This window comes from Streptomyces sp. V1I1 (assembly GCF_030817355.1).
Lineage (GTDB): Bacteria > Actinomycetota > Actinomycetes > Streptomycetales > Streptomycetaceae > Streptomyces.
In genome coordinates this window covers 7,580,048-7,597,149 of sequence record NZ_JAUSZH010000001.1, presented here as the reverse complement: position 1 = coordinate 7,597,149, position 17,102 = coordinate 7,580,048, and the positions used below count along the sequence as shown (strand labels likewise).

Below are 17,102 nucleotides of genomic sequence, written 5' to 3'. Positions count from 1 at the left end.
CTGCCTGTGCTTCGCGGTCCGCGCCGGGCCGAGTCGGGCGCCGAGGACGATCCGGCCTGGTTCGCCTCTGTTGCTGTCCTGGACACGGTCGGTTACGAGATCGTCCTGCGGGATACCCACCCGCCGCGAGCACGAGGTCGTCACAGAGACGAGTATCGTCGCATCGCCAAGGGGCTGACCATCTGGATGGCGGGTCGCGACAATCTCGGCCAACCAACCAGACGGCTCAGCGACTTCTACAACACGACCTAGCCCAGGACCTTGAGGATCTCGGCGGCGAGCGGGGCGGACGAAGCGGGGTTCTGGCCGGTGACCAGATTGCGGTCCACGACCACCTTCGGGGCCCACGGCTCGCCCTCCTGGAAGTCCGCGCCGAGTTCGACGAGCCGGCTCTGGAGCAGCCACTTCGCCTTGTCCGCCAAGCCGGCCTGCGTCTCCTCCGCGTTGGTGAAACCGGTCAGCCGGTAGCCGGTGAAGGGCCAGGAGCCGTCCTCGCGCTCCGCGGCGAGCAGCGCGGCCGGCCCGTGGCAGACCACGCCGAGCGGCTTGCCGGAGTCCAGGGCGGCGGTGAGCAGCTTGCCGGAGTCGGCGTTGACGGCCAGGTCCTCCATCGGGCCGTGGCCACCGGGGTAGAAGACCGCGTCGTAGTCGGCCAGGTCGGCCTCCTCCAGCTTCAGCGGTCGCTGGAGGGCGGCGATCGAGGCCAGCTCGGTGGCGATCACGTCGGCGTTCTCCTTACCTCCGTTCACCTCGGGCGCGAGGCTCGCCCTGTCCACGGTGGGTACGACACCACCTGGCGTGGCAACGGCGATGTCGTGCCCCGCATCGGTGAAGGCCCGGTAGGGAGCCACGAGCTCTTCCGCCCAGAAGCCGGAGGGGTGCCGGGTGCCGTCGGCCAGGGTCCAGTGGTCCGCGCCGGTCACCACAAAAAGGATCTTCGCCATCTCACATCTCTCCGTCGAAAGGTCGCTGATGTTCTCGAACGTAGACCGAAGAGCCATTGGGATCCAATAGGCTCCACACCATGAGGCATAGGGAATCCAATGGATTGTCGGGAATACAGGGGCAGGCCCCGAACGGCCCGCTCGATCTGACACTTCTGCGGACGTTCCTCGCCGTGCACCGCACCGGCTCGTTTACCGCGGCTGCGCGTCTGCTCGGTCTGTCACAGCCGACCGTCACCACACAGATCCGCTCCCTCGAGCGGCAGCTCGGACGCGAACTCTTCGGACGGCTCCCTCGTGGAGTCGCCCCCACCCCGGTCGCCGACGACCTCGCAGCCCAGATCGCCGACCCGCTGGACGCCCTCGTCGCCGTCGCCGTCCGTGGTCAGACCGGCGAGAGCGGCCCCGTCGATCCGGTCCATCTGGCAGGTCCCGCCGAGCTCCTCTGCACGCGCGCGCTGCCCGCTCTCGCGCCCCTAGTCGAGCAGGGCGTACGCCTTCGGGTCACCACCGGCCTCACCGACGAACTCCTCGACGGCCTGCGCGCCGGCCACAGCGATCTGGTGATCGCCACCATCCGCCCGCGCGGCCGCGCCCTGACCGCCGTACCACTGACGGACGAGGAGTTCGTCCTGGTTGCTTCACCGCAGTGGGCGGAACGGACCGGCCAGGACCGGATCGCGACGGAGGGCCCCGCCGCACTGCGCGGCGTCCCCCTCGTGGCGTACGCCGAGGATCTGCCCATCGCCCGCCGATACTGGCGCCATGTCTTCGGCACCCGGCTGACCGGCCAGGCCGCTGTGACCGTCCCCGATCTGCGCGGAGTGCTCTCGGCAGTCGTCGCCGGGGCCGGGATCACGGTGCTTCCCCGCTATCTCTGCCAGCACGAGCTGGCCGCCGGCACACTGGTGCAGCTGCTCACGCCCGACGACCCGCCCATCAACACCAGTTTTCTCGTCCAGCGCCCTGGCGCATCGGACAACCCCCACTTGGCCCTGGTCCGCGACCGTCTGCTGCGCGAGGCTCCCACCTGGTGAGTACTCCGGCTCGTTAGGGTGAGGCATGGTCACTTCTCACGTCATCACCTGGGAAGTCACGGAGAGCCAGGGATACGAGACCTCCTGGATCGAGCTCCGCGGCACGACCCTGCTGGCCCGTGGGCGCGCGGTCGGAACCGTGCCCAATCCGCACTGGATCTCGTACGAGCTCGAAACCGGCGACCACTACGTCACCCGTGAGCTGCGGGTCCACGCCGCGACCGCCATGGGTTCGCACGAACTCCATCTGCGGCACGACGGTCACGGCCGGTGGACCGCCGACGGGGAGCCGCTGCCGGAAGCCGAGGGCGCGCTCGACTGCGACCTCGCTCTGTGCCCACTCACCAACACCATGCCGGTGCGACGGCACGCACTGCATCTGGCACCCGGTGAGCGGACCTTCCTGATGGCCTGGGTCTCGGTGCCGGACCTGACCGTGCACGCGTCACCGCAGACCTACACCCATCTGCGGCGTACCGAACACGGCGGGCGCGTCCGGTTCGCTTCGGGCGACTACCGCAGCGATGTGGAGTTCGACGCGGACGGGCTCGTCATCGACTACCCGGGCTTGGCTCGCCGGCTTTCGTGGAGTGCGGGACGGCCGCGGCCATAGCGCCGGTCAGAACACCTCGTGGAGCTTTTCGAAGAAGAACTCGTGCTTGAGGAAGGAGGTGTCGTACTCGTGGCCGGACTGGGGCGGGATCAGCTGGGAGGCCTGGAACAGCCGCCAGCCGTCTTCGAGCGCGGCCACGCCGGAGCCGTACGGAGGCTCGTCGCCGTCCCCCGTGGTCGGCTTGGTGGAGCCGGTGCCGTCGTAGCGGGACCAGCCGACCACCTCCGAGTCGAGCGCCGAGGTCGCCAGATACAGGACGAGGACCTGCTGTCTCATGCATTGCTCCCGAGGGTCGGGCGGTTGGACACGCGGGTCGCCCAGTAGTCGATGTCGAACGAGTCGTCGCCGGTCAGGGCGCGCCAGAGGCGGACCCGGTTGTAGATCTCCAGCCGGCCGGTGGCGTGCTCGTACCACGGGAAGGAGGTACGCAGCTCGGCCTCGACGGCCGGATCGTCGAGGTCGCGGGTGTCCCAGAGGCGTACCTGGGGCACGGTCGGGTTGAAGCGGATCTTGAACATATAGCGGGGGCTGTCGCTGTCGTTGCGGCGCCCGCCGTGCCACAGGCCGTGGTGCAGAAGCACCACGGTGCCGGCCGGACAGGTCAGCCGGGTCTGGCCGCGCAGGTTCTGGTAGCGGCCGGTGTCGCTCTCGTTGGTGCGGCGCAGGTGGCTGCCGGGCACGCTGAGGGTGCCGCCCATGTCGGCGGTCACCTCGTGCGGGTAGTACATGAGCTGGACGTCGAAGGCGTCGGGGCGTACGTCGATGATGGCGTCACCGTGCAGCGGCTGGGCGTTGCCCTCGTGGGGTTGGCGGATGTGCACGGCATGGTGGTCGACGGTCGGCGCGGGGCCGACCAGACTGCGCAACGCCCCTGCCACCGGCGGGAGTTCAACGAGGCGACGCGCGAACGACCCTTCGGGGAAAGCCTCGTCGAGCGGTGCGCCATAGGGCACGTCGGGGACTCCGGCGGACAGAACCTCGATCGCCCGGTCGTTCATCTCCTGCGGTACGACCGCGTCCATCCGCAGGGAGCCGTGCGCGACGAACCGCGCCATCCGGACCGAGGTCAGGAGCTCCGTTCTGGTGCTTGTGCTGGTGCTTGTAGACATACGGCAACCGTAGAAACGAACTCCACGCCTGTCGTGGGCTGCAATCACCGACTACTGGTAATTTCTCACCATGGACCGTGTGGAGATCCGGCTGGACGAGCCCCCGCGCGTGGCAAACATCGGAGTGGGGGTGCACGGGGTCAACGGGCCGCACGACATCTTCCGGCTGACCGGTCTGTGGCAGCTGCATCTGTACGGCTACGAGGGCGAGCTCATTCTCGGCGGCACGGTCCACCGCATCCGACCCGGCCGGGTGAGTCTGATCCCGCCTGGCGAAGAGGTGCACTTTCACTACCGCGGCCGGTCCGAGCACCTGTACGCACACCTTCAGCTCTCCGGTTCGGGCGCGCGGCACACCGTTCCGGTGATGCAGGACGCCGGCGCCGACGGGCCATTGCTCTCCGCCCTGCTGCGGCGCGGCATCGCGGCGATGCCCGGTACGCCGTCGAAGGCCGCCGCCACCGCATGGGCGGCACTCTGGCAGGTGGTGGAGCTGAGCGCGTCCGAACGGCCGGGCGGGGGTCCTCCCGCCATCGCCGCCGCCATGGCCCATATCGAGGCGCACCTCGCCGAACCGCTGACCGTGCCGGACATCGCCCAGGTGGCCGGGGTCTCGCACAACCACCTCACCCGGCTCTTCCGCGCCGAGACCGGTACCACCGTGGTCGCCTACATCCGCCGCCGACGACTGGAACGGGCACGCCATCTGCTGCGCGCCTCGACGCTCGCCATCCCGGCCGTGGCGGCGGCGGTGGGCATTCCCGACCTGCAGGCCTTCAACAAGGCGTGCCACCGCGAACTGGGCGGCTCCCCCCGCGCCGTCCGCACCTCGGCCTCGCCGGTCTACCGGCGACAGAGCGTCCAGGACCAGCGGTAGGTCCCCGCCCCGAACAGATAGGGCGGTAGCGTGTCAGGCCCGCAGGAGGCCGTGCCGAGTCCGCGGTGTGCGGCGTCGATGTGGACCACCGGGCAGGCGCGCGGGGTGAGTTCGTCATGGTGCGCCGCTGTGTCCAGATCGTGGGCGCGGTGGCGTACGACAGAGACCTGGCGAGGGCTGTCGAGCCGGACCGTCAGACCCGGTCCACCCCCTGAAGAACTGAGCGAGAAGCTGCGTACGCCGTGCCGTCCGCCGCTTTCCTGCGGACGCAGATACGGGGTGAACAGCGCGTCCACGGAGGCACGGTGGTGCCCCACGGCCGCACCCGCGCTGCGGTCCGGATACGACTCCCAGGGCCCCTGCCCGTACCACTCGATCAGATCGAGTCCGCTCACCGTCTCGAAGACGGATCCGACCCGCGCGACATCGGACACGCCCTCGGGCAGCACAGCGGTCTCCTCGACGAGAAGGCCGTCCCGCACCGGGGTGAAGAACTGCTCGTGCAGGACCGTGCCTGCCCTGGTGCCGTACGCGGAGCGCACCGACACCTGTTTTCCGTCGCGGGTCACCGACACCAGCTTGCGTACGAGGGTGTCGAGACCCAGCGTGCGCCAGTGGTCCGCGGGGCCACCCAGCAGGTCGTTGTCGGTCGGCGCGCGCCACAGACTCAGCACAGGTGGTGAGGTGAGGAGCGGGTGGACGAGCAGTCCGTCGCCGTCCACCTCGACGCTCCCCGCGCAGGGGGCGGCCGCGAACGGGGCCCGCTCGCGCAGTCGTATCCGCGGAGTGCACACTTCGGTGCCGCGCGGGGCCCATGTCTCGTCATGCGCCGTGGTCACGCGAAGGGTCAGCCAGGCCTCTCCGCCGTCCTCCGGCAGCATGGCCAGGAGGCCCTGAAGCGGCGGGAGTTCGGCAGAGCCGCCGGGAGGTACGGCGGGGAGGGCGGCCGGGGCGGTGATGGTTCCCGCGTCCTCGGCCGACAGATGCCACTCGGCGGTCAGCCACGACAGATCGCGGAAGTGCTGGTGGTTGTGGACCAGCAGCGTCCCGTCTTCCTCCGAGAGCCATGACAGCCGTACGGGAGCGGCCAGTTCACGGTGCTCGTACATCGCGGGTTTCGGTGTGCGGTCGGGGAAGAGCAGCCCGTCCGCGCAGAACGCGCCGTCGTTCGGGGTGTCGCCGAAGTCGCCGCCGTATGCCCACCGGTAACCCTCGGCGGCCACACCGTTCGCATACGCTCCGGCGGCCGCCCGCCCCGCCGGCCGCCCGTCGCTCAGCCGCTGGAGGATGCCGTGGTCCCACAGCTCCCAGATGAACCCGCCCTGCAGACCCGGGGTGGACTCGAACGCCTGCCAGTGGTCGGCGAGGGTGCCGTTGCTGTTTCCCATGGCGTGCGAGTACTCGCACAGGATGAGCGGTTTGGTCTGGGTGCCCGAGCGGGCGTGCGCGACGATCTCGTCGAGGGACGCGTACATCGGGCAGACGATGTCGCTCGCGATGTCCGTCGCGGACCAGTCGGTCTTGGCGGCGCCCTCGTACTGGAGTGGGCGGGTGGGGTCGTGGCGGCGCAGCCAGCCGGCCGCGGCGTCGTGGTTGGCGCCGTAGTCGCTCTCGTTGCCCAGCGACCAGATGATGACGCTGGGGTGGTTCTTGTCGCGCAGCACCATCCGCGAAACCCGGTCCACGAAGGCGGGGAGATAGCGCGGGTCGTCGGCGATCTCATGGGCGTGGTCGTGGCTCTCGATGTCCGCCTCGTCCACGAGGTACAGGCCCAGCTCGTCGGCGAGGTCCAGCAGCGCCGGGTCGCCCGGGTAGTGCGAGGTGCGAATGGCGTTGAAGCCGAAGCGCTTGACCGTCTCCAGGTCGGCGCGGATCTCGTCAGCTCCGAGCGTGCGTCCGGTGAGCGGATGGAAGTCGTGCCGATTGACGCCGCGGATGTACACGCGCTCCCCGTTGACCAGCAGGTCCCGGCCGCGGATCTCGATGTCGCGGAATCCGATGCGGTGGTACGAGGTGTCGGCGACTGTGCCGTCCGCGTGGTGCAGCCGCACGGTGAGGCCATAGAGCACGGGTGTCTCGGCCGACCATGGGTGTACGCCGCTGAGCGTGGCGCTCAGCCGGGCCTCCCCCAGGAAGTCGGAGACCCGCTCCTCGGCCCGGTTCGCCGCTTCGTAAGCGGCATCCTGGACGAGGTCGCCGAACTCCTCCAGCTCCCCGCTGATCGACCAGCCCTCGGGCAGGGGGCCTTCGGTCCCAGATCCGCGCACCTGGCAGTCGACCCTCAGGGTGCCGTCCTGCCCGGCCCGTACGGTCACATCGGCGAGATACAGCGGGTCGGTGGCGTACAGCAGCACCGAGCGGGTGATGCCGCCGTGCCACCACTGGTCCTGGTCCTCGATGTGAGTGGCGTCGGACCACTTGACCACCGTGAGGCGTACGGTGCTTCGCTCCCCCGGGCGTACCACTTCGGTCAGGTCGAACTCGCTCGCCAGATGGGAGTCCTTGCCGACACCGACGGCCTGTCCGTCGACCTCCACGATCAGCACGCTCTCCGCAGCGCCGACCTGGAGCACGATGCGGCGGCCCGCCCAGTCGGCGGGGATGTCCACCTCGCGCTCATGGACGCCGGTGGGGTTGGCGGCCGGTGATGCGGGCGGGTGGTGCGCCCACGGCATCGTCACATTGGTGTAGTGCGGCAGGTCGGGCGCGCCGGCGTCCTGCATGGTCCAGGCGCCGGGCACCTCCAGCCGCGACCAGCTGTCCGTGAGCGGGGCGTCCGGTGCGGGCAGCAGCTGGAAGCGCCACTCGCCGTCGAGACTCAGACTCCCTGGGCGGCGGTCCACGGCGTGCATCGGCAGCCGCCGCCAGGAGTTGATCTCGGGCGCTTCCCAAGGACGTACCGGCAGCATCAGCGAATGGCTCCCTTGGCCAGATCGGCGATCATCTGACGGGCGCCGATCGCGAAGACGATGAGCAGGGGGATCAGTGCGAGCAGGGCGCCGGTCATCACCATGCCGTAGTCGGTCGTGCCGTGGACGCCGTTGAGCTGCGACAGCGCGACCTGGAGCGTCACATGGTCGGGGTTGACCAGGGCGATCAGCGGCCAGGCGTAGTCGTTCCACTGGCCCATGAAGGTGAAGATGCCGAGGAAGGCGAGGCCGGGGCGGACGACCGGAAGGGCCACATGCCAGTACTGGCGCAGGAAGCCGCAGCCGTCGAGCCGGGATGCGTCCATCAGCTCGTCGTGGATCGCGCCCTTCATGTACTGGCGCATCCAGAAGATGCCGAAGGCGTTGGCCGCGGCCGGCACTACGAGGGCGGTAAGCGAGCCGATCCAGCCGATCCGCGCCATGATCACGAATTGCGGGATCGCCTGGAGCTGGGCGGGAACCATGAAGATGGCCATCATGATCACGAACAGCGCCCGGCGGCCGGGGAAATGGAACTTCGCGAAGACGAAGGCGGCCAGCGAGTCGAAGAAGAGCACGAGGAACGTCACTGAGCCCGCGACGATCAGGGAGTTGAGCATCGACCCGAAGAAGTCGACGTTGTCGAGGAGAGCGCTGACGTTCTCGTCGAAGTGCGAGCCGGGCAGCAGCTTCGGCGGAAACTGGAAGATCTCGCTCGTCGTGTGTGTCGACATGACGACGGTCCAGTAGAACGGGAACAGCGAGAGGACGACGCCGACGATCAGCGAGAGGTGCAGGACGAGCCCTCGGGGCCGTGCGCCCTTCATGGCCTTCGTTCCTTTCATGATGGTCATGACGGTCTCCCCTCTACTTGTCCCGGCGCTGGACAAGGCGCCAGTTGATGATCGAGAAGACGGCGACGATCAGGAAGATGCCCCACGCGATCGCGGCGCCGTAGCCGAAATCGTTGTTGTCGAAGGTCTGCTGGAAGAAGTAGAGGACCATCGTCTGGCCGGCGTTGTCCGGACCGCCCGCGAAGGTCGAGGTGTTGGCGGTGGTCTGGAGCAGCACCTGCGGCTCGGAGAAGCTCTGCAGACCGGTGACCGTCGACACCACGAGCGTGAAGAGGATGACCGGCCGCATGAGCGGCACGGTGACCCGGAAGAAGGTCTGCACGGGCCCGGCGCCGTCGACGCGCGCGGCCTCGTACAGCTCGCTCGGGATGGTCTGCAGACCGGCGAGGAAGATGATCGCGTTGTAGCCGGTCCACTGCCAGGTCATCAGCGAGGCGATCGCGACCTTGATGCCCCAGGGCGTGTTCAGCCAGGCGATCTGGTCCAGGCCGAGACCCTGGAGTACGGCGTTGACCAGGCCGAAGTTGGTGCTGAAGACCGACCCGAAGATGATCGCGATCGCGACGACCGAGGTGACGTTCGGGAGGAAGTACGCGAAGCGGTAGAAGCTCTTGAAGCGCACCGCGGAGTTGAGCATCACCGCGGTCACCAGCGCGATGAAGAGCATGGGGAGGGTCGAGATGGCCCAGATGATCAGGGTGTTGCCGATGGCGTGCCAGAACTGGGTGTCGCTCAGCAGATAGCTGTACTGCGACAGGCCCGCGTACTCCATCGACCCCAGGCCGTCCCAGCGGTGGAACGACAGAAAGAGCGAGAAGCCCACCGGGATCAGACCGAAGCACAGGAAAAGCAGGTAGAAGGGCGAGATCGCGAGGTAGAGGCGCCAGTATCCGAATATGGAACGGGACTTTGGGGGCGCGACCTGCGGAGCCGAGACGGCCACGGGGCTTTCGACGACGGGTGCGGGGGGCGCGGTGGGCATGTCAGCTCACCCCCAGGTGGTCCGCGATGCGCCGGCACTTGCTCATGGCGTCCTTCCAGGCCTGGCCCGGGTCCTTGCCCAGGGTGTGCACTTTGGTGAGCTCGTCGTAGACCGGCTGCTGCAGGGCGAAGTCGTACGGGCTGTTGTAGGCGACCGGGATCTTTTCGGCGGCCGGGCCGAAGACGTCGATGGTGATCTGCCCGCCGAAGAACGGGTCCGGGTCGCGCATGGCTTTTTGCTCGTACGAGGCCGGGGTTGACGGGAAGAGCGAGGCATCGACGAAGCCGCGGGTCTGGTTGTCGGCGTTCAGCAGCCAGGTGATGATCGCGAATGCCTGCTCGGGCTCCCGGCAGGCCTTGGTTATGGCCAGGAAGGAGCCGCCGTTGTTGGCGGCACCGCCGGGCATCCGGGCCACCCGCCACTTGCCCTCTGTCATGGGCACGGCCAGCTTGAGGTCGCCGGCCGCCCACGAGGCGTTGAGCTGGCTGGGGAGCCGGCCCTGCTCCATGGCCGCGTTGCTGTCCGGGGTGCCGCTGACCACGCTCGAGATCAAGCCGCGGCGGCGCGCCTCGATGGCCAGGTCCCAGGCGTCGGTCACATGCTTCTGGCCGCCGATGAAGTGCCGGTCCTCGTCCACGAACCGCTTGGTGCCCTGGTTGATCGCGTTCGAGAGGACGGTGAGGGGGTCGATGAGCAGATACGCGCCCGGGATTTTCTTCTTCAACTGCTCACCGGCCGCGAAGTACTTCTCCCAGGTGCTCATCTGCGCTGCGACCTCGGCCGGTTCGGCGGGCAGACCGGCCCGGTCGAAGACATCGGCGCGGTAGTACTGCACGACGGGCCCGGTGTCGATCGGAAACCCGACCATGCGTCCGTCGGGGGCGATGCCCTGCTCCCACTTCCACGGCAGATACTGGTCCTTGAACCGGTCGGCGCCGAGTGTGCGCAGGTCCACGAACTGATCGGCGTTGGGGAGGTACGAGGCCATGTCCTCGCCCTTGAGTCCGGTGATGTCCGGCACGGACGCGCGGCCCGCCATGGTGGTCAGCAGCTTGGACCTGAAGTAGCCGCCGATCTGCACGGGCTTGAGCTCGACGCCCGTGAAGCGGTTCCTGGCCGTGGCCACGACCTTTTCACTCAGACCGCCGGTCCAGTACCACAGGGTCATGTTGCGGCCGGTGGAGCCGCGAGGAACCGCGCAGCCTGCCGCAGCGGGGCCGAGCGCCGCGGCGGCCGTGGTGGCCATACCTGCGCGCAGCAGCCCTCTTCGGGAGAGGTGCACTGCTCCCACCGCCTTTCGGTGTGTTTCGGACGGGTGTTCAGCGGGGGGTGACGGTTGCGTGGTGCGGGGCCGGCCCGGGGTCGGCGGGGATGCGGTCGGCCAGGAAGCCGTAGGCGCACGACAGTTCGGGGTCGCGTGAGCCTGTCGTACGCCACCACTGATCGATGCCGTACCAGCCGGGGGCGGCGAGCGCCCCGGTGTGGTGCTTTACGGACAGTCCGGCGGCGAGGGAGGCGAAGCGCAGCCGCTCGGCGAGCGGCCAGCCGCCCAGGGTGGCGGCGACAAAGCTCGCGCCGAAGACGTCTCCGGCGCCGGTCGCATCCATGGCATCGATGTCAAGGGCCGCGACCTGAGCGTGCTCTCCGGTTGTCTGGTCGACGGCGAGGGCGCCGGAGCGCCCGCAGGTGATCACGGCGACGGGTGTCAGTTCGGCGAGCCTGTCGAGTGCGGCAGCCGGGCTGTCGGTGCGCGTGTAGCCCATGGCCTCGGTGTCGTTGGGCAGGAAGGCGTGGCAGAGGGACAGCTGGTTCAGCACCTCGCCGGACCACTGTTCGGTGGGGTCCCAGCCGATGTCGGCGAAGATCAAGGTGCCGGCGGCCGCGGCCTTGCCGAGCCACTCCTGCGGTTCGGCTCCGATGTGCACGAGCGCGGTGCGCGCGGGCGGCGGATCGTGGAGCAGTTGGTCCTGGGAGTGGGCGGGTGGCCCACCGTGGGTGATGAGGGCGCGGTCGTGGTCATGGGCGAGGGAGACCGTAACCGGGGTGTTCCAGTCCTTCGCCGTGCGGGACAGAGAGAGGTCGACGCCCTCCTGTCCGGCGAGGATCTGCCGGCAGTGCGCGCCGTAGTAGTCGTCGCCGAAGACCGTGGCCAGAGAGGTGTCCAGGCCGTAGCGGGCCGCCGCCACGGCGAGGTTGGCGATCCCGCCGGGGCCGCAGCCCATTCCCCGGGTCCAGATCTCCTCGCCCGGCGTCGGCGGCTTGCCGAGTCCGGTGAGGACGAGGTCGTAGAAGAGCAGCCCGGTCAGCAGGACATCGGGCCTGGGCTCCTCGTCCACGTGCGCATCCTCTCGCCAAAGATCTGTCGATGACCTTCAAGGTGTGCACAGGATCGTGCGCCCGGCGCGCAGAATTGGCAAGAGTTGAGCGCGAATCTGCATAGAAATGCTTGAGATTGACGAGTAGCGTTCGTGACGTGCTGGCTGAGCGACGACATCAACTCATCCTGCGGGCTCTGCGATCAGGCGGCCCCGCAGCCGTAACCGACCTGTCCGAGCAGCTCGACGTGAGCCCCGCGACCATCCGGCGCGACCTGGTCAAGCTGGAGGAAGAGGGCCTGCTCACGCGGGTCCACGGGGGAGCCGCGGTCGAGGAGGGCGATCAACCCTTCGCGGAGGTCGCCGAGATCAGGGTCCCGGAGAAGGACGCGATAGCGGTCCGGGCCGCGGCCATGGTCGAGGAGGGGCAGTCCGTCCTCCTCGACATCGGCACCACCGCCTACCGCCTGGCCCGGCAGCTGCACGGTCGCAGACTGACCGTGATCACCAGCAATCTGGTGGTGTACGAGGAGCTGGCGGACGACACCGGGATCGAGCTGATACTGCTCGGCGGGATGGTCCGGCGGGAGTACCGCTCCCTGGTCGGCTTCCTCACCGAGGACAACCTCCGCCAGCTGCACGCGGACTGGCTGTTCCTGGGCACGAGCGGCATCCGCCCCGACGGCCAGGTCATGGACACCACGGTGATCGAGGTCCCGGTCAAGCGGGCGATGATCGCGGCCGCGGACTCAGTGGTGCTCCTCGCAGACGCGGGCAAGTTCCCCGGCACCGGCATGGCGAAGGTGTGCGGCCCCGCGGCCCTCGACACAGTGGTGACCAACGCGCCCGCGGACCCGGCGACCAGCGCGGCGTTCGACGAGGCAGGAGTGAAGGTGGTTGAGGTATGAGGCTCACGATCCTCGGCGGCGGGGGCTTCAGACTGCCGCTGGTGTACGGCGCCCTGCTCGGCGATCACGCCAAGGGCCGTATCACCCACGTAACCCTTCACGACCTGGACGCCGGCCGGCTGGCCGCGATCGCGCGCGTCCTCGCCGACCAGGCGGAAGGCGTGCCGGACGCCCCGCCGGTCACCGTCACCACCGACCTCGACGAGGCGCTGCGCGGCGCCGACTTCGTGTTCTCCGCGATCCGCGTCGGCGGCCTCGAGGGCCGCGCGGCAGACGAACGCATCGCCCTCGCCGAGGACGTGCTGGGCCAGGAGACCGTCGGCGCGGGCGGCATCGCTTACGGACTGCGCACCGTCCCGGTCGCCGTCGACATCGCGCGCCGGGTCGCCCGGCTCGCCCCCGACGCCTGGGTCATCAACTTCACCAACCCGGCCGGCCTGGTCACCGAGGCCATGGCCCGACACCTCGGCGACCGCGTCATCGGTATCTGCGACTCGCCGGTGGGCCTCGGCCGCCGGGTCGCCCGCGCGCTGGGCGCGGACCCCGACACCGCGTGGATCGACTATGTGGGCCTCAACCACCTCGGCTGGCTGCGCGGCCTGCGCATCGAGGGCCGCGACGAACTGCCCCGGCTGCTCGCCGACCCCGAGCTGCTCGGCTCCTTCGAGGAGGGCAAGCTCTTCGGCCCCGACTGGCTCCGCTCTCTCGGCGCGATCCCCAACGAATATCTGCACTACTACTACTTCAACCGCGAGGCGGTACGCGCCTACCAGGAGGCCAAGCAGACCCGCGGGGCCTTCCTCCATGAGCAACAGGCCAGGTTCTACGCGGAGATGGAGCGGCCCGACGCCCCGGCGCTGGCGACCTGGGACCGTACCCGAGCAGAGCGCGAGGCGACCTACATGGCGCACAACCGCGAAGCCGCGGGGGCCGGCGAGCGCGACGCCTGCGACCTGGAGTCCGGTGGATACGAGCAGGTCGCCCTCGCCCTGATGCGGGCCATCGCGCACAACCAGCGCACGACGCTCATTCTCAACGTCCGCAACCGCACGACGCTTTCCGTGCTGGACGAGGAAGCGGTCGTCGAAGTGCCCTGCTTCGTCGACGCGAACGGCGCGCACCCCATCTCCGTGTCCCCGCTGCCGCTGCACGCCACCGGACTGGTCTACGCCGTCAAGGCCGTCGAGCGCGAGGTCCTGGCGGCGGCCGACAGCGGCTCGCGTGCGACGGCGGTGAAGGCCTTCGCCCTGCATCCCCTCGTCGATTCAGTGACCGTCGCCCGCCGTCTCGTCGACGGCTACACCAGCGTCCACCCCGCGCTCGCGTATCTGAGGTAGGAGACCGCACATGCACGACGAACGCCGCCGCATCGAGGAGCGCGTCGAGCGCATTCTCCAGCAGCGCATCCAGCCCGCCGTCCACGCCGTCTCGCTCCCCCTCGACGTCACGGCATGGGAGGCTCCGGACGAGCCGGTGCCCTTCGCCGAGGCCGCGTCCCAGACGTACGAACCGTTCGCGATGGGGACGCCATGGGGTCCACCCTGGGGCACGACCTGGTTCAGGGTCCGCGGCGAAGTCCCCGCCCACTGGGCCGGCCGTCGCGTCGAGGCCGTCTTCGACCTCGGCTTCGTCGGCGACTGGCCGGGCAACCAGGCCGAGGCCCTCGTCCACACCCTGGACGGCAGCCCCCTCAAGGCGGTCAACCCGCAGAACCAGTACGTGCCGGTCGCATCCCCCGCGGCGGGCGGCGAGCGGATCGACTATCTCGTCGAGGCCGCGTCCAACCCCGACATCCTCGCGGGCGACTTCCGCGGCCCGACCCCGCTCGGCGACAAGGCCACCGCGGGCCGGAGGCCCCTCTACACCTTCGCCCGCGCCGACCTCGCCGTACTCGACGAGGACGTCTGGCACCTCTCGCTCGATATGCAGGTGCTGCGCGAGCTGATGCTGGAGCTCGGCGAGCACGAGCCGCGCAGGCACGAGATCATGCACGCGCTGGACCACGCGCTCGACGCGCTGGACCTGGACGACATCTCCGGCACGGCGGCGGACGTACGGGAGCTGCTGCGGCCGGTCCTGACGCGTCCCGCGCACGCCAGCGCTCACACCATGTCGGCGGTCGGCCATGCGCACATCGACAGCGCCTGGCTGTGGCCGATCCGCGAGACCAAGCGCAAGACGTCCCGCACCTTCTCCAATGTGACCGCGCTGGCCGAGGAGTACGAGGAGTTCGTCTTCGCCTGCTCGCAGGCCCAGCAGTACGAGTGGGTCCGCGACAACTACCCGCGGGTGTGGGAGCGCATCAAGAAGGCCGTCGCCGACGGCCAGTGGGCGCCGGTCGGCGGCATGTGGGTGGAGTCCGACGGCAATCTGCCGGGCGGCGAGGCCATCGCCCGCCAGTTCGTCCACGGCAAGCGCTTCTTCATCGAGCACTTCGGCATCGAGACCAAGGGCGTCTGGCTGCCGGACTCCTTCGGCTACAACGCGGCCTATCCGCAGCTGGCGAAGCTGGCCGGCAACGAGTGGTTCCTCACCCAGAAGCTGTCCTGGAACCAGACCAACAAACTGCCCCACCACACCTTCTGGTGGGAGGGCATCGACGGCTCGCGGATCTTCACGCACTTCCCGCCGGTGGACACCTACAACGTGGAGTTCTCCGGCAAGGAGATGGCGCACGCGGTCCGCAACTACCAGGACAAGGGCCGCGGTACCCGCTCGCTGGCGCCGTTCGGGCACGGCGACGGCGGTGGCGGACCCACCCGGGAAATGATGGAGCGCGCACGGCGCCTTGCCGACCTCGAAGGCTCCGCGAAGGTCAAGGTCGAGCACCCGGACGCGTTCTTCGAGGCGGCGCGCGCGGAGTACGCGGACGCACCCGTCTGGTCCGGCGAGCTCTATCTGGAGCTGCACCGCGCCACCTACACCTCGCAGGCCCGCACAAAGCAGGGCAACCGCCGCAGCGAACACCGGTTGCGCGAGGCCGAGTTGTGGGCGACGGCGGCCGCGGTGCACGCGCCGGGCTACGACTACCCGTACGAGAAGCTCGACCGGCTGTGGAAGACGGTCCTGCTGCACCAGTTCCACGACATTCTGCCGGGCTCGTCGATCGCCTGGGTGCACCGCGAGGCGGAGGCGGAGTACGCGCGGGTGGCAAAGGAGTTGGAGGAGATCACCTCGGCCGCAGTGTCCGCGCTGGGCGCGGGCACATGGTCCGTGTTCAATACGAGCCCCCGCGCGCGTGCCGAGGTCGTCACCGTCCCGGCCGAAGTGGCCGAGGCCCTCGGCCACGTGCCGGGCACGGCCCTCGACCCCGGTCTGCCGCAGCCGGCCGACGGTTCGTCGACCGTCTTTGTCGAGGTTCCGGCCTCCGGCAGCACGCCGATCACAGCGGCGGTCCCGACGCGGAAGCCCGTCACCGTCACGGACCGTGTCCTCGACAACGGCCTGGTCCGCGTGGAGTTCGCCGAGGACGGCACCCTCGCCTCCGTACGCGACCTGGCCGCCGACCGCGAAGTCCTCGCCGCCCCCGGCAACCTCCTCCGGCTGCACAGCGACCTGCCCAACTACTGGGATGCCTGGGACATCGACAAGCACTATCAGAACCGCTTCACCGACCTGCTCGACGCAGAGTCGGTCACCGTCACCGCTGCGGGGCCGCTGCTCGGCGCGGTGCGGGTCGAGCGCGCCTTCGGCAAGGGCTCGCGCATCGTGCAGACCGTCACGGTCCGGGCGGGCAGCCGCCGTATCGACGTAGAGACCGAGATCGACTGGCACGAGGCAGAGAAGATCCTCAAGGCGGCCTTCCCGATCGACGTCCGGGCCGACCGGTCCACGGCGGAGATCCAGTTCGGCCATGTCCACCGGCCCACGCACACCAACACCAGCTGGGAAGCGGCCCGTTTCGAGGTCTACGGCCACCGGTGGGTGCATGTCGGGGAGCCCGGCTACGGCGTCGCGGTCATCAATGACTCGACGTACGGACACGATGTCACCCGCACCACTCGCGACGACGGCGGTACGACCACCACGGTCCGCCTCAGCCTGGTCCGCGCACCCCGCGTCCCGGACCCCGAGGCCGACCAGGGCACCCACCGCTTCACCTACGCGCTGCTGCCGGGCGCGACCGTGGAGGACGCGATCGCCGAAGGGTACGCGCTCAACCTGCCGCTGCGGGTGGGGGAGACGGCCCGGAACATCGAGCCTCTGGTGAGCGTCGACAACCCCGCCGTGACGGTCGAGGCGGTGAAACTCGCGGACGACCGCTCGGGCGATGTGGTCGTACGGCTCTACGAGTGCCTCGGCGGCCGGGCGAAGGCGACCCTGCGCACGGGCTTCGCACTGGCCGGGGCGCAGGTCACGGACCTGCTGGAGCGTCCACTGCCGGACGAGCCGGTGACCGTCGTGGACGGCGGGGTGTCGCTGACGCTGCGGCCCTTCCAGATCCTGACGCTGCGTCTTTCGCGAGCGTAGTACAGCCCTGCTCCCGGCAGCCGAACGGTCGGAGCACGGGTAGCAGTTGGCGAGAGGCCGTAGAGGTACTGAGTCGGTCGCGCC

General features: G+C 69.3%; 14 protein-coding genes and 1 pseudogene. 7 read left to right on the top strand and 8 right to left on the bottom strand.

Features of this window, described 5'->3' with window-relative positions; genetic code table 11:
• Nucleotides 1–42: 42 nt before the first annotated feature.
• A pseudogene (locus QFZ67_RS35605) lies at nt 43–252 on the top strand (hypothetical protein); the annotation flags it as partial.
• Here the strand turns inward: QFZ67_RS35605 and QFZ67_RS35600 are convergent.
• Entirely contained in the window at nt 249–944 is a 696-nt protein-coding gene (locus tag QFZ67_RS35600) for a type 1 glutamine amidotransferase domain-containing protein (protein WP_307665160.1), read from the bottom strand. The pseudogene QFZ67_RS35605 and the gene QFZ67_RS35600 sit on opposite strands and share 4 nt — an antisense overlap.
• An 80-nt stretch (nt 945–1,024) precedes the next feature.
• On the opposite strand from QFZ67_RS35600, the gene QFZ67_RS35595 reads away from it, so the two are divergent.
• Complete coding sequence (locus QFZ67_RS35595) at nt 1,025–1,981, top strand: LysR family transcriptional regulator (RefSeq protein ID WP_307665159.1); 957 nt, start codon at nt 1,025–1,027, stop codon at nt 1,979–1,981.
• A gap of 25 nt (nt 1,982–2,006) precedes the next feature.
• Entirely contained in the window at nt 2,007–2,594 is a 588-nt protein-coding gene (locus QFZ67_RS35590) for a putative glycolipid-binding domain-containing protein (protein ID WP_307665158.1), read from the top strand.
• 6 nt (nt 2,595–2,600) lie between these two features.
• Here the strand turns inward: QFZ67_RS35590 and QFZ67_RS35585 are convergent, their stop codons facing one another.
• Together QFZ67_RS35585 and QFZ67_RS35580 are read right to left on the bottom strand one after the other, a co-directional pair.
• Nucleotides 2,601–2,870, bottom strand: a complete 270-nt coding sequence (locus QFZ67_RS35585) for a hypothetical protein (RefSeq protein WP_307665157.1) — start codon at nt 2,868–2,870, stop codon at nt 2,601–2,603.
• Nucleotides 2,867–3,703 (bottom strand): phytanoyl-CoA dioxygenase family protein, encoded by an 837-nt coding sequence (locus QFZ67_RS35580; protein ID WP_307665156.1) that lies wholly within the window; start codon nt 3,701–3,703, stop codon nt 2,867–2,869. The genes QFZ67_RS35585 and QFZ67_RS35580 overlap by 4 nt, the downstream gene beginning before the upstream one ends.
• A gap of 70 nt (nt 3,704–3,773) precedes the next feature.
• On the opposite strand from QFZ67_RS35580, the gene QFZ67_RS35575 reads away from it, so the two are divergent.
• Nucleotides 3,774–4,580 carry an AraC family transcriptional regulator gene (locus QFZ67_RS35575; protein ID WP_307665155.1) on the top strand — a complete coding sequence of 269 codons (807 nt, stop codon included), beginning with the start codon at nt 3,774–3,776 and terminating at the stop codon, nt 4,578–4,580.
• Here QFZ67_RS35575 and QFZ67_RS35570 read toward each other — a convergent pair.
• Genes QFZ67_RS35570 through QFZ67_RS35550 form a run of 5 tightly spaced genes read right to left on the bottom strand, consistent with a single transcriptional unit; the run spans nt 4,547 to nt 11,661 of the window.
• Nucleotides 4,547–7,489 carry a glycoside hydrolase family 2 TIM barrel-domain containing protein gene (locus QFZ67_RS35570; protein WP_307665154.1) on the bottom strand — a complete coding sequence of 981 codons (2,943 nt, stop codon included), beginning with the start codon at nt 7,487–7,489 and terminating at the stop codon, nt 4,547–4,549. The two genes, QFZ67_RS35575 and QFZ67_RS35570, sit on opposite strands and share 34 nt — an antisense overlap.
• Nucleotides 7,489–8,343 (bottom strand): carbohydrate ABC transporter permease, encoded by an 855-nt coding sequence (locus QFZ67_RS35565; RefSeq protein ID WP_307665153.1) that lies wholly within the window; start codon nt 8,341–8,343, stop codon nt 7,489–7,491. The genes QFZ67_RS35570 and QFZ67_RS35565 overlap by 1 nt, the downstream gene beginning before the upstream one ends.
• Nucleotides 8,344–8,356: 13 nt before the next feature.
• Nucleotides 8,357–9,325, bottom strand: coding sequence for a carbohydrate ABC transporter permease (locus QFZ67_RS35560; protein WP_307665152.1), 969 nt, complete (start codon nt 9,323–9,325; stop codon nt 8,357–8,359).
• 1 nt (nt 9,326) lies between these two features.
• Nucleotides 9,327–10,607 carry an extracellular solute-binding protein gene (locus QFZ67_RS35555; protein ID WP_307666088.1) on the bottom strand — a complete coding sequence of 427 codons (1,281 nt, stop codon included), beginning with the start codon at nt 10,605–10,607 and terminating at the stop codon, nt 9,327–9,329.
• 37 nt (nt 10,608–10,644) lie between these two features.
• A complete protein-coding gene (locus QFZ67_RS35550) occupies nt 10,645–11,661 on the bottom strand; it encodes a PfkB family carbohydrate kinase (RefSeq protein WP_307665151.1) in 1,017 nt (338 codons plus the stop codon).
• Between the two features lie 137 nt (nt 11,662–11,798).
• Here QFZ67_RS35550 and QFZ67_RS35545 point away from each other — a divergent pair, with 137 nt between their 5' ends.
• Genes QFZ67_RS35545 through QFZ67_RS35535 form a run of 3 tightly spaced genes read left to right on the top strand, consistent with a single transcriptional unit; the run spans nt 11,799 to nt 17,018 of the window.
• Entirely contained in the window at nt 11,799–12,548 is a 750-nt protein-coding gene (locus QFZ67_RS35545) for a DeoR/GlpR family DNA-binding transcription regulator (RefSeq protein WP_307665150.1), read from the top strand.
• Nucleotides 12,545–13,885 (top strand): 6-phospho-beta-glucosidase, encoded by a 1,341-nt coding sequence (locus QFZ67_RS35540; protein WP_307665149.1) that lies wholly within the window; start codon nt 12,545–12,547, stop codon nt 13,883–13,885. Before QFZ67_RS35545 ends, QFZ67_RS35540 begins: the two co-directional genes overlap by 4 nt.
• Nucleotides 13,886–13,895: 10 nt before the next feature.
• Nucleotides 13,896–17,018, top strand: coding sequence for a glycoside hydrolase family 38 C-terminal domain-containing protein (locus QFZ67_RS35535; protein ID WP_307665148.1), 3,123 nt, complete (start codon nt 13,896–13,898; stop codon nt 17,016–17,018).
• Nucleotides 17,019–17,102 lie beyond the last annotated feature (84 nt).

Coding starts and splice junctions, on each gene's coding strand:
- QFZ67_RS35580 (WP_307665156.1), bottom strand. CDS start 3,703: ATGTCTACAAGCACCAGCACAAGCACCAGAACGGAGCTCCTGACCTCG.
- QFZ67_RS35585 (WP_307665157.1), bottom strand. CDS start 2,870: ATGAGACAGCAGGTCCTCGTCCTGTATCTGGCGACCTCGGCGCTCGAC.
- QFZ67_RS35575 (WP_307665155.1), top strand. CDS start 3,774: ATGGACCGTGTGGAGATCCGGCTGGACGAGCCCCCGCGCGTGGCAAAC.
- QFZ67_RS35560 (WP_307665152.1), bottom strand. CDS start 9,325: ATGCCCACCGCGCCCCCCGCACCCGTCGTCGAAAGCCCCGTGGCCGTC.
- QFZ67_RS35570 (WP_307665154.1), bottom strand. CDS start 7,489: ATGCTGCCGGTACGTCCTTGGGAAGCGCCCGAGATCAACTCCTGGCGG.
- QFZ67_RS35590 (WP_307665158.1), top strand. CDS start 2,007: ATGGTCACTTCTCACGTCATCACCTGGGAAGTCACGGAGAGCCAGGGA.
- QFZ67_RS35535 (WP_307665148.1), top strand. CDS start 13,896: ATGCACGACGAACGCCGCCGCATCGAGGAGCGCGTCGAGCGCATTCTC.
- QFZ67_RS35600 (WP_307665160.1), bottom strand. CDS start 944: ATGGCGAAGATCCTTTTTGTGGTGACCGGCGCGGACCACTGGACCCTG.
- QFZ67_RS35565 (WP_307665153.1), bottom strand. CDS start 8,343: ATGACCATCATGAAAGGAACGAAGGCCATGAAGGGCGCACGGCCCCGA.
- QFZ67_RS35540 (WP_307665149.1), top strand. CDS start 12,545: ATGAGGCTCACGATCCTCGGCGGCGGGGGCTTCAGACTGCCGCTGGTG.
- QFZ67_RS35595 (WP_307665159.1), top strand. CDS start 1,025: ATGAGGCATAGGGAATCCAATGGATTGTCGGGAATACAGGGGCAGGCC.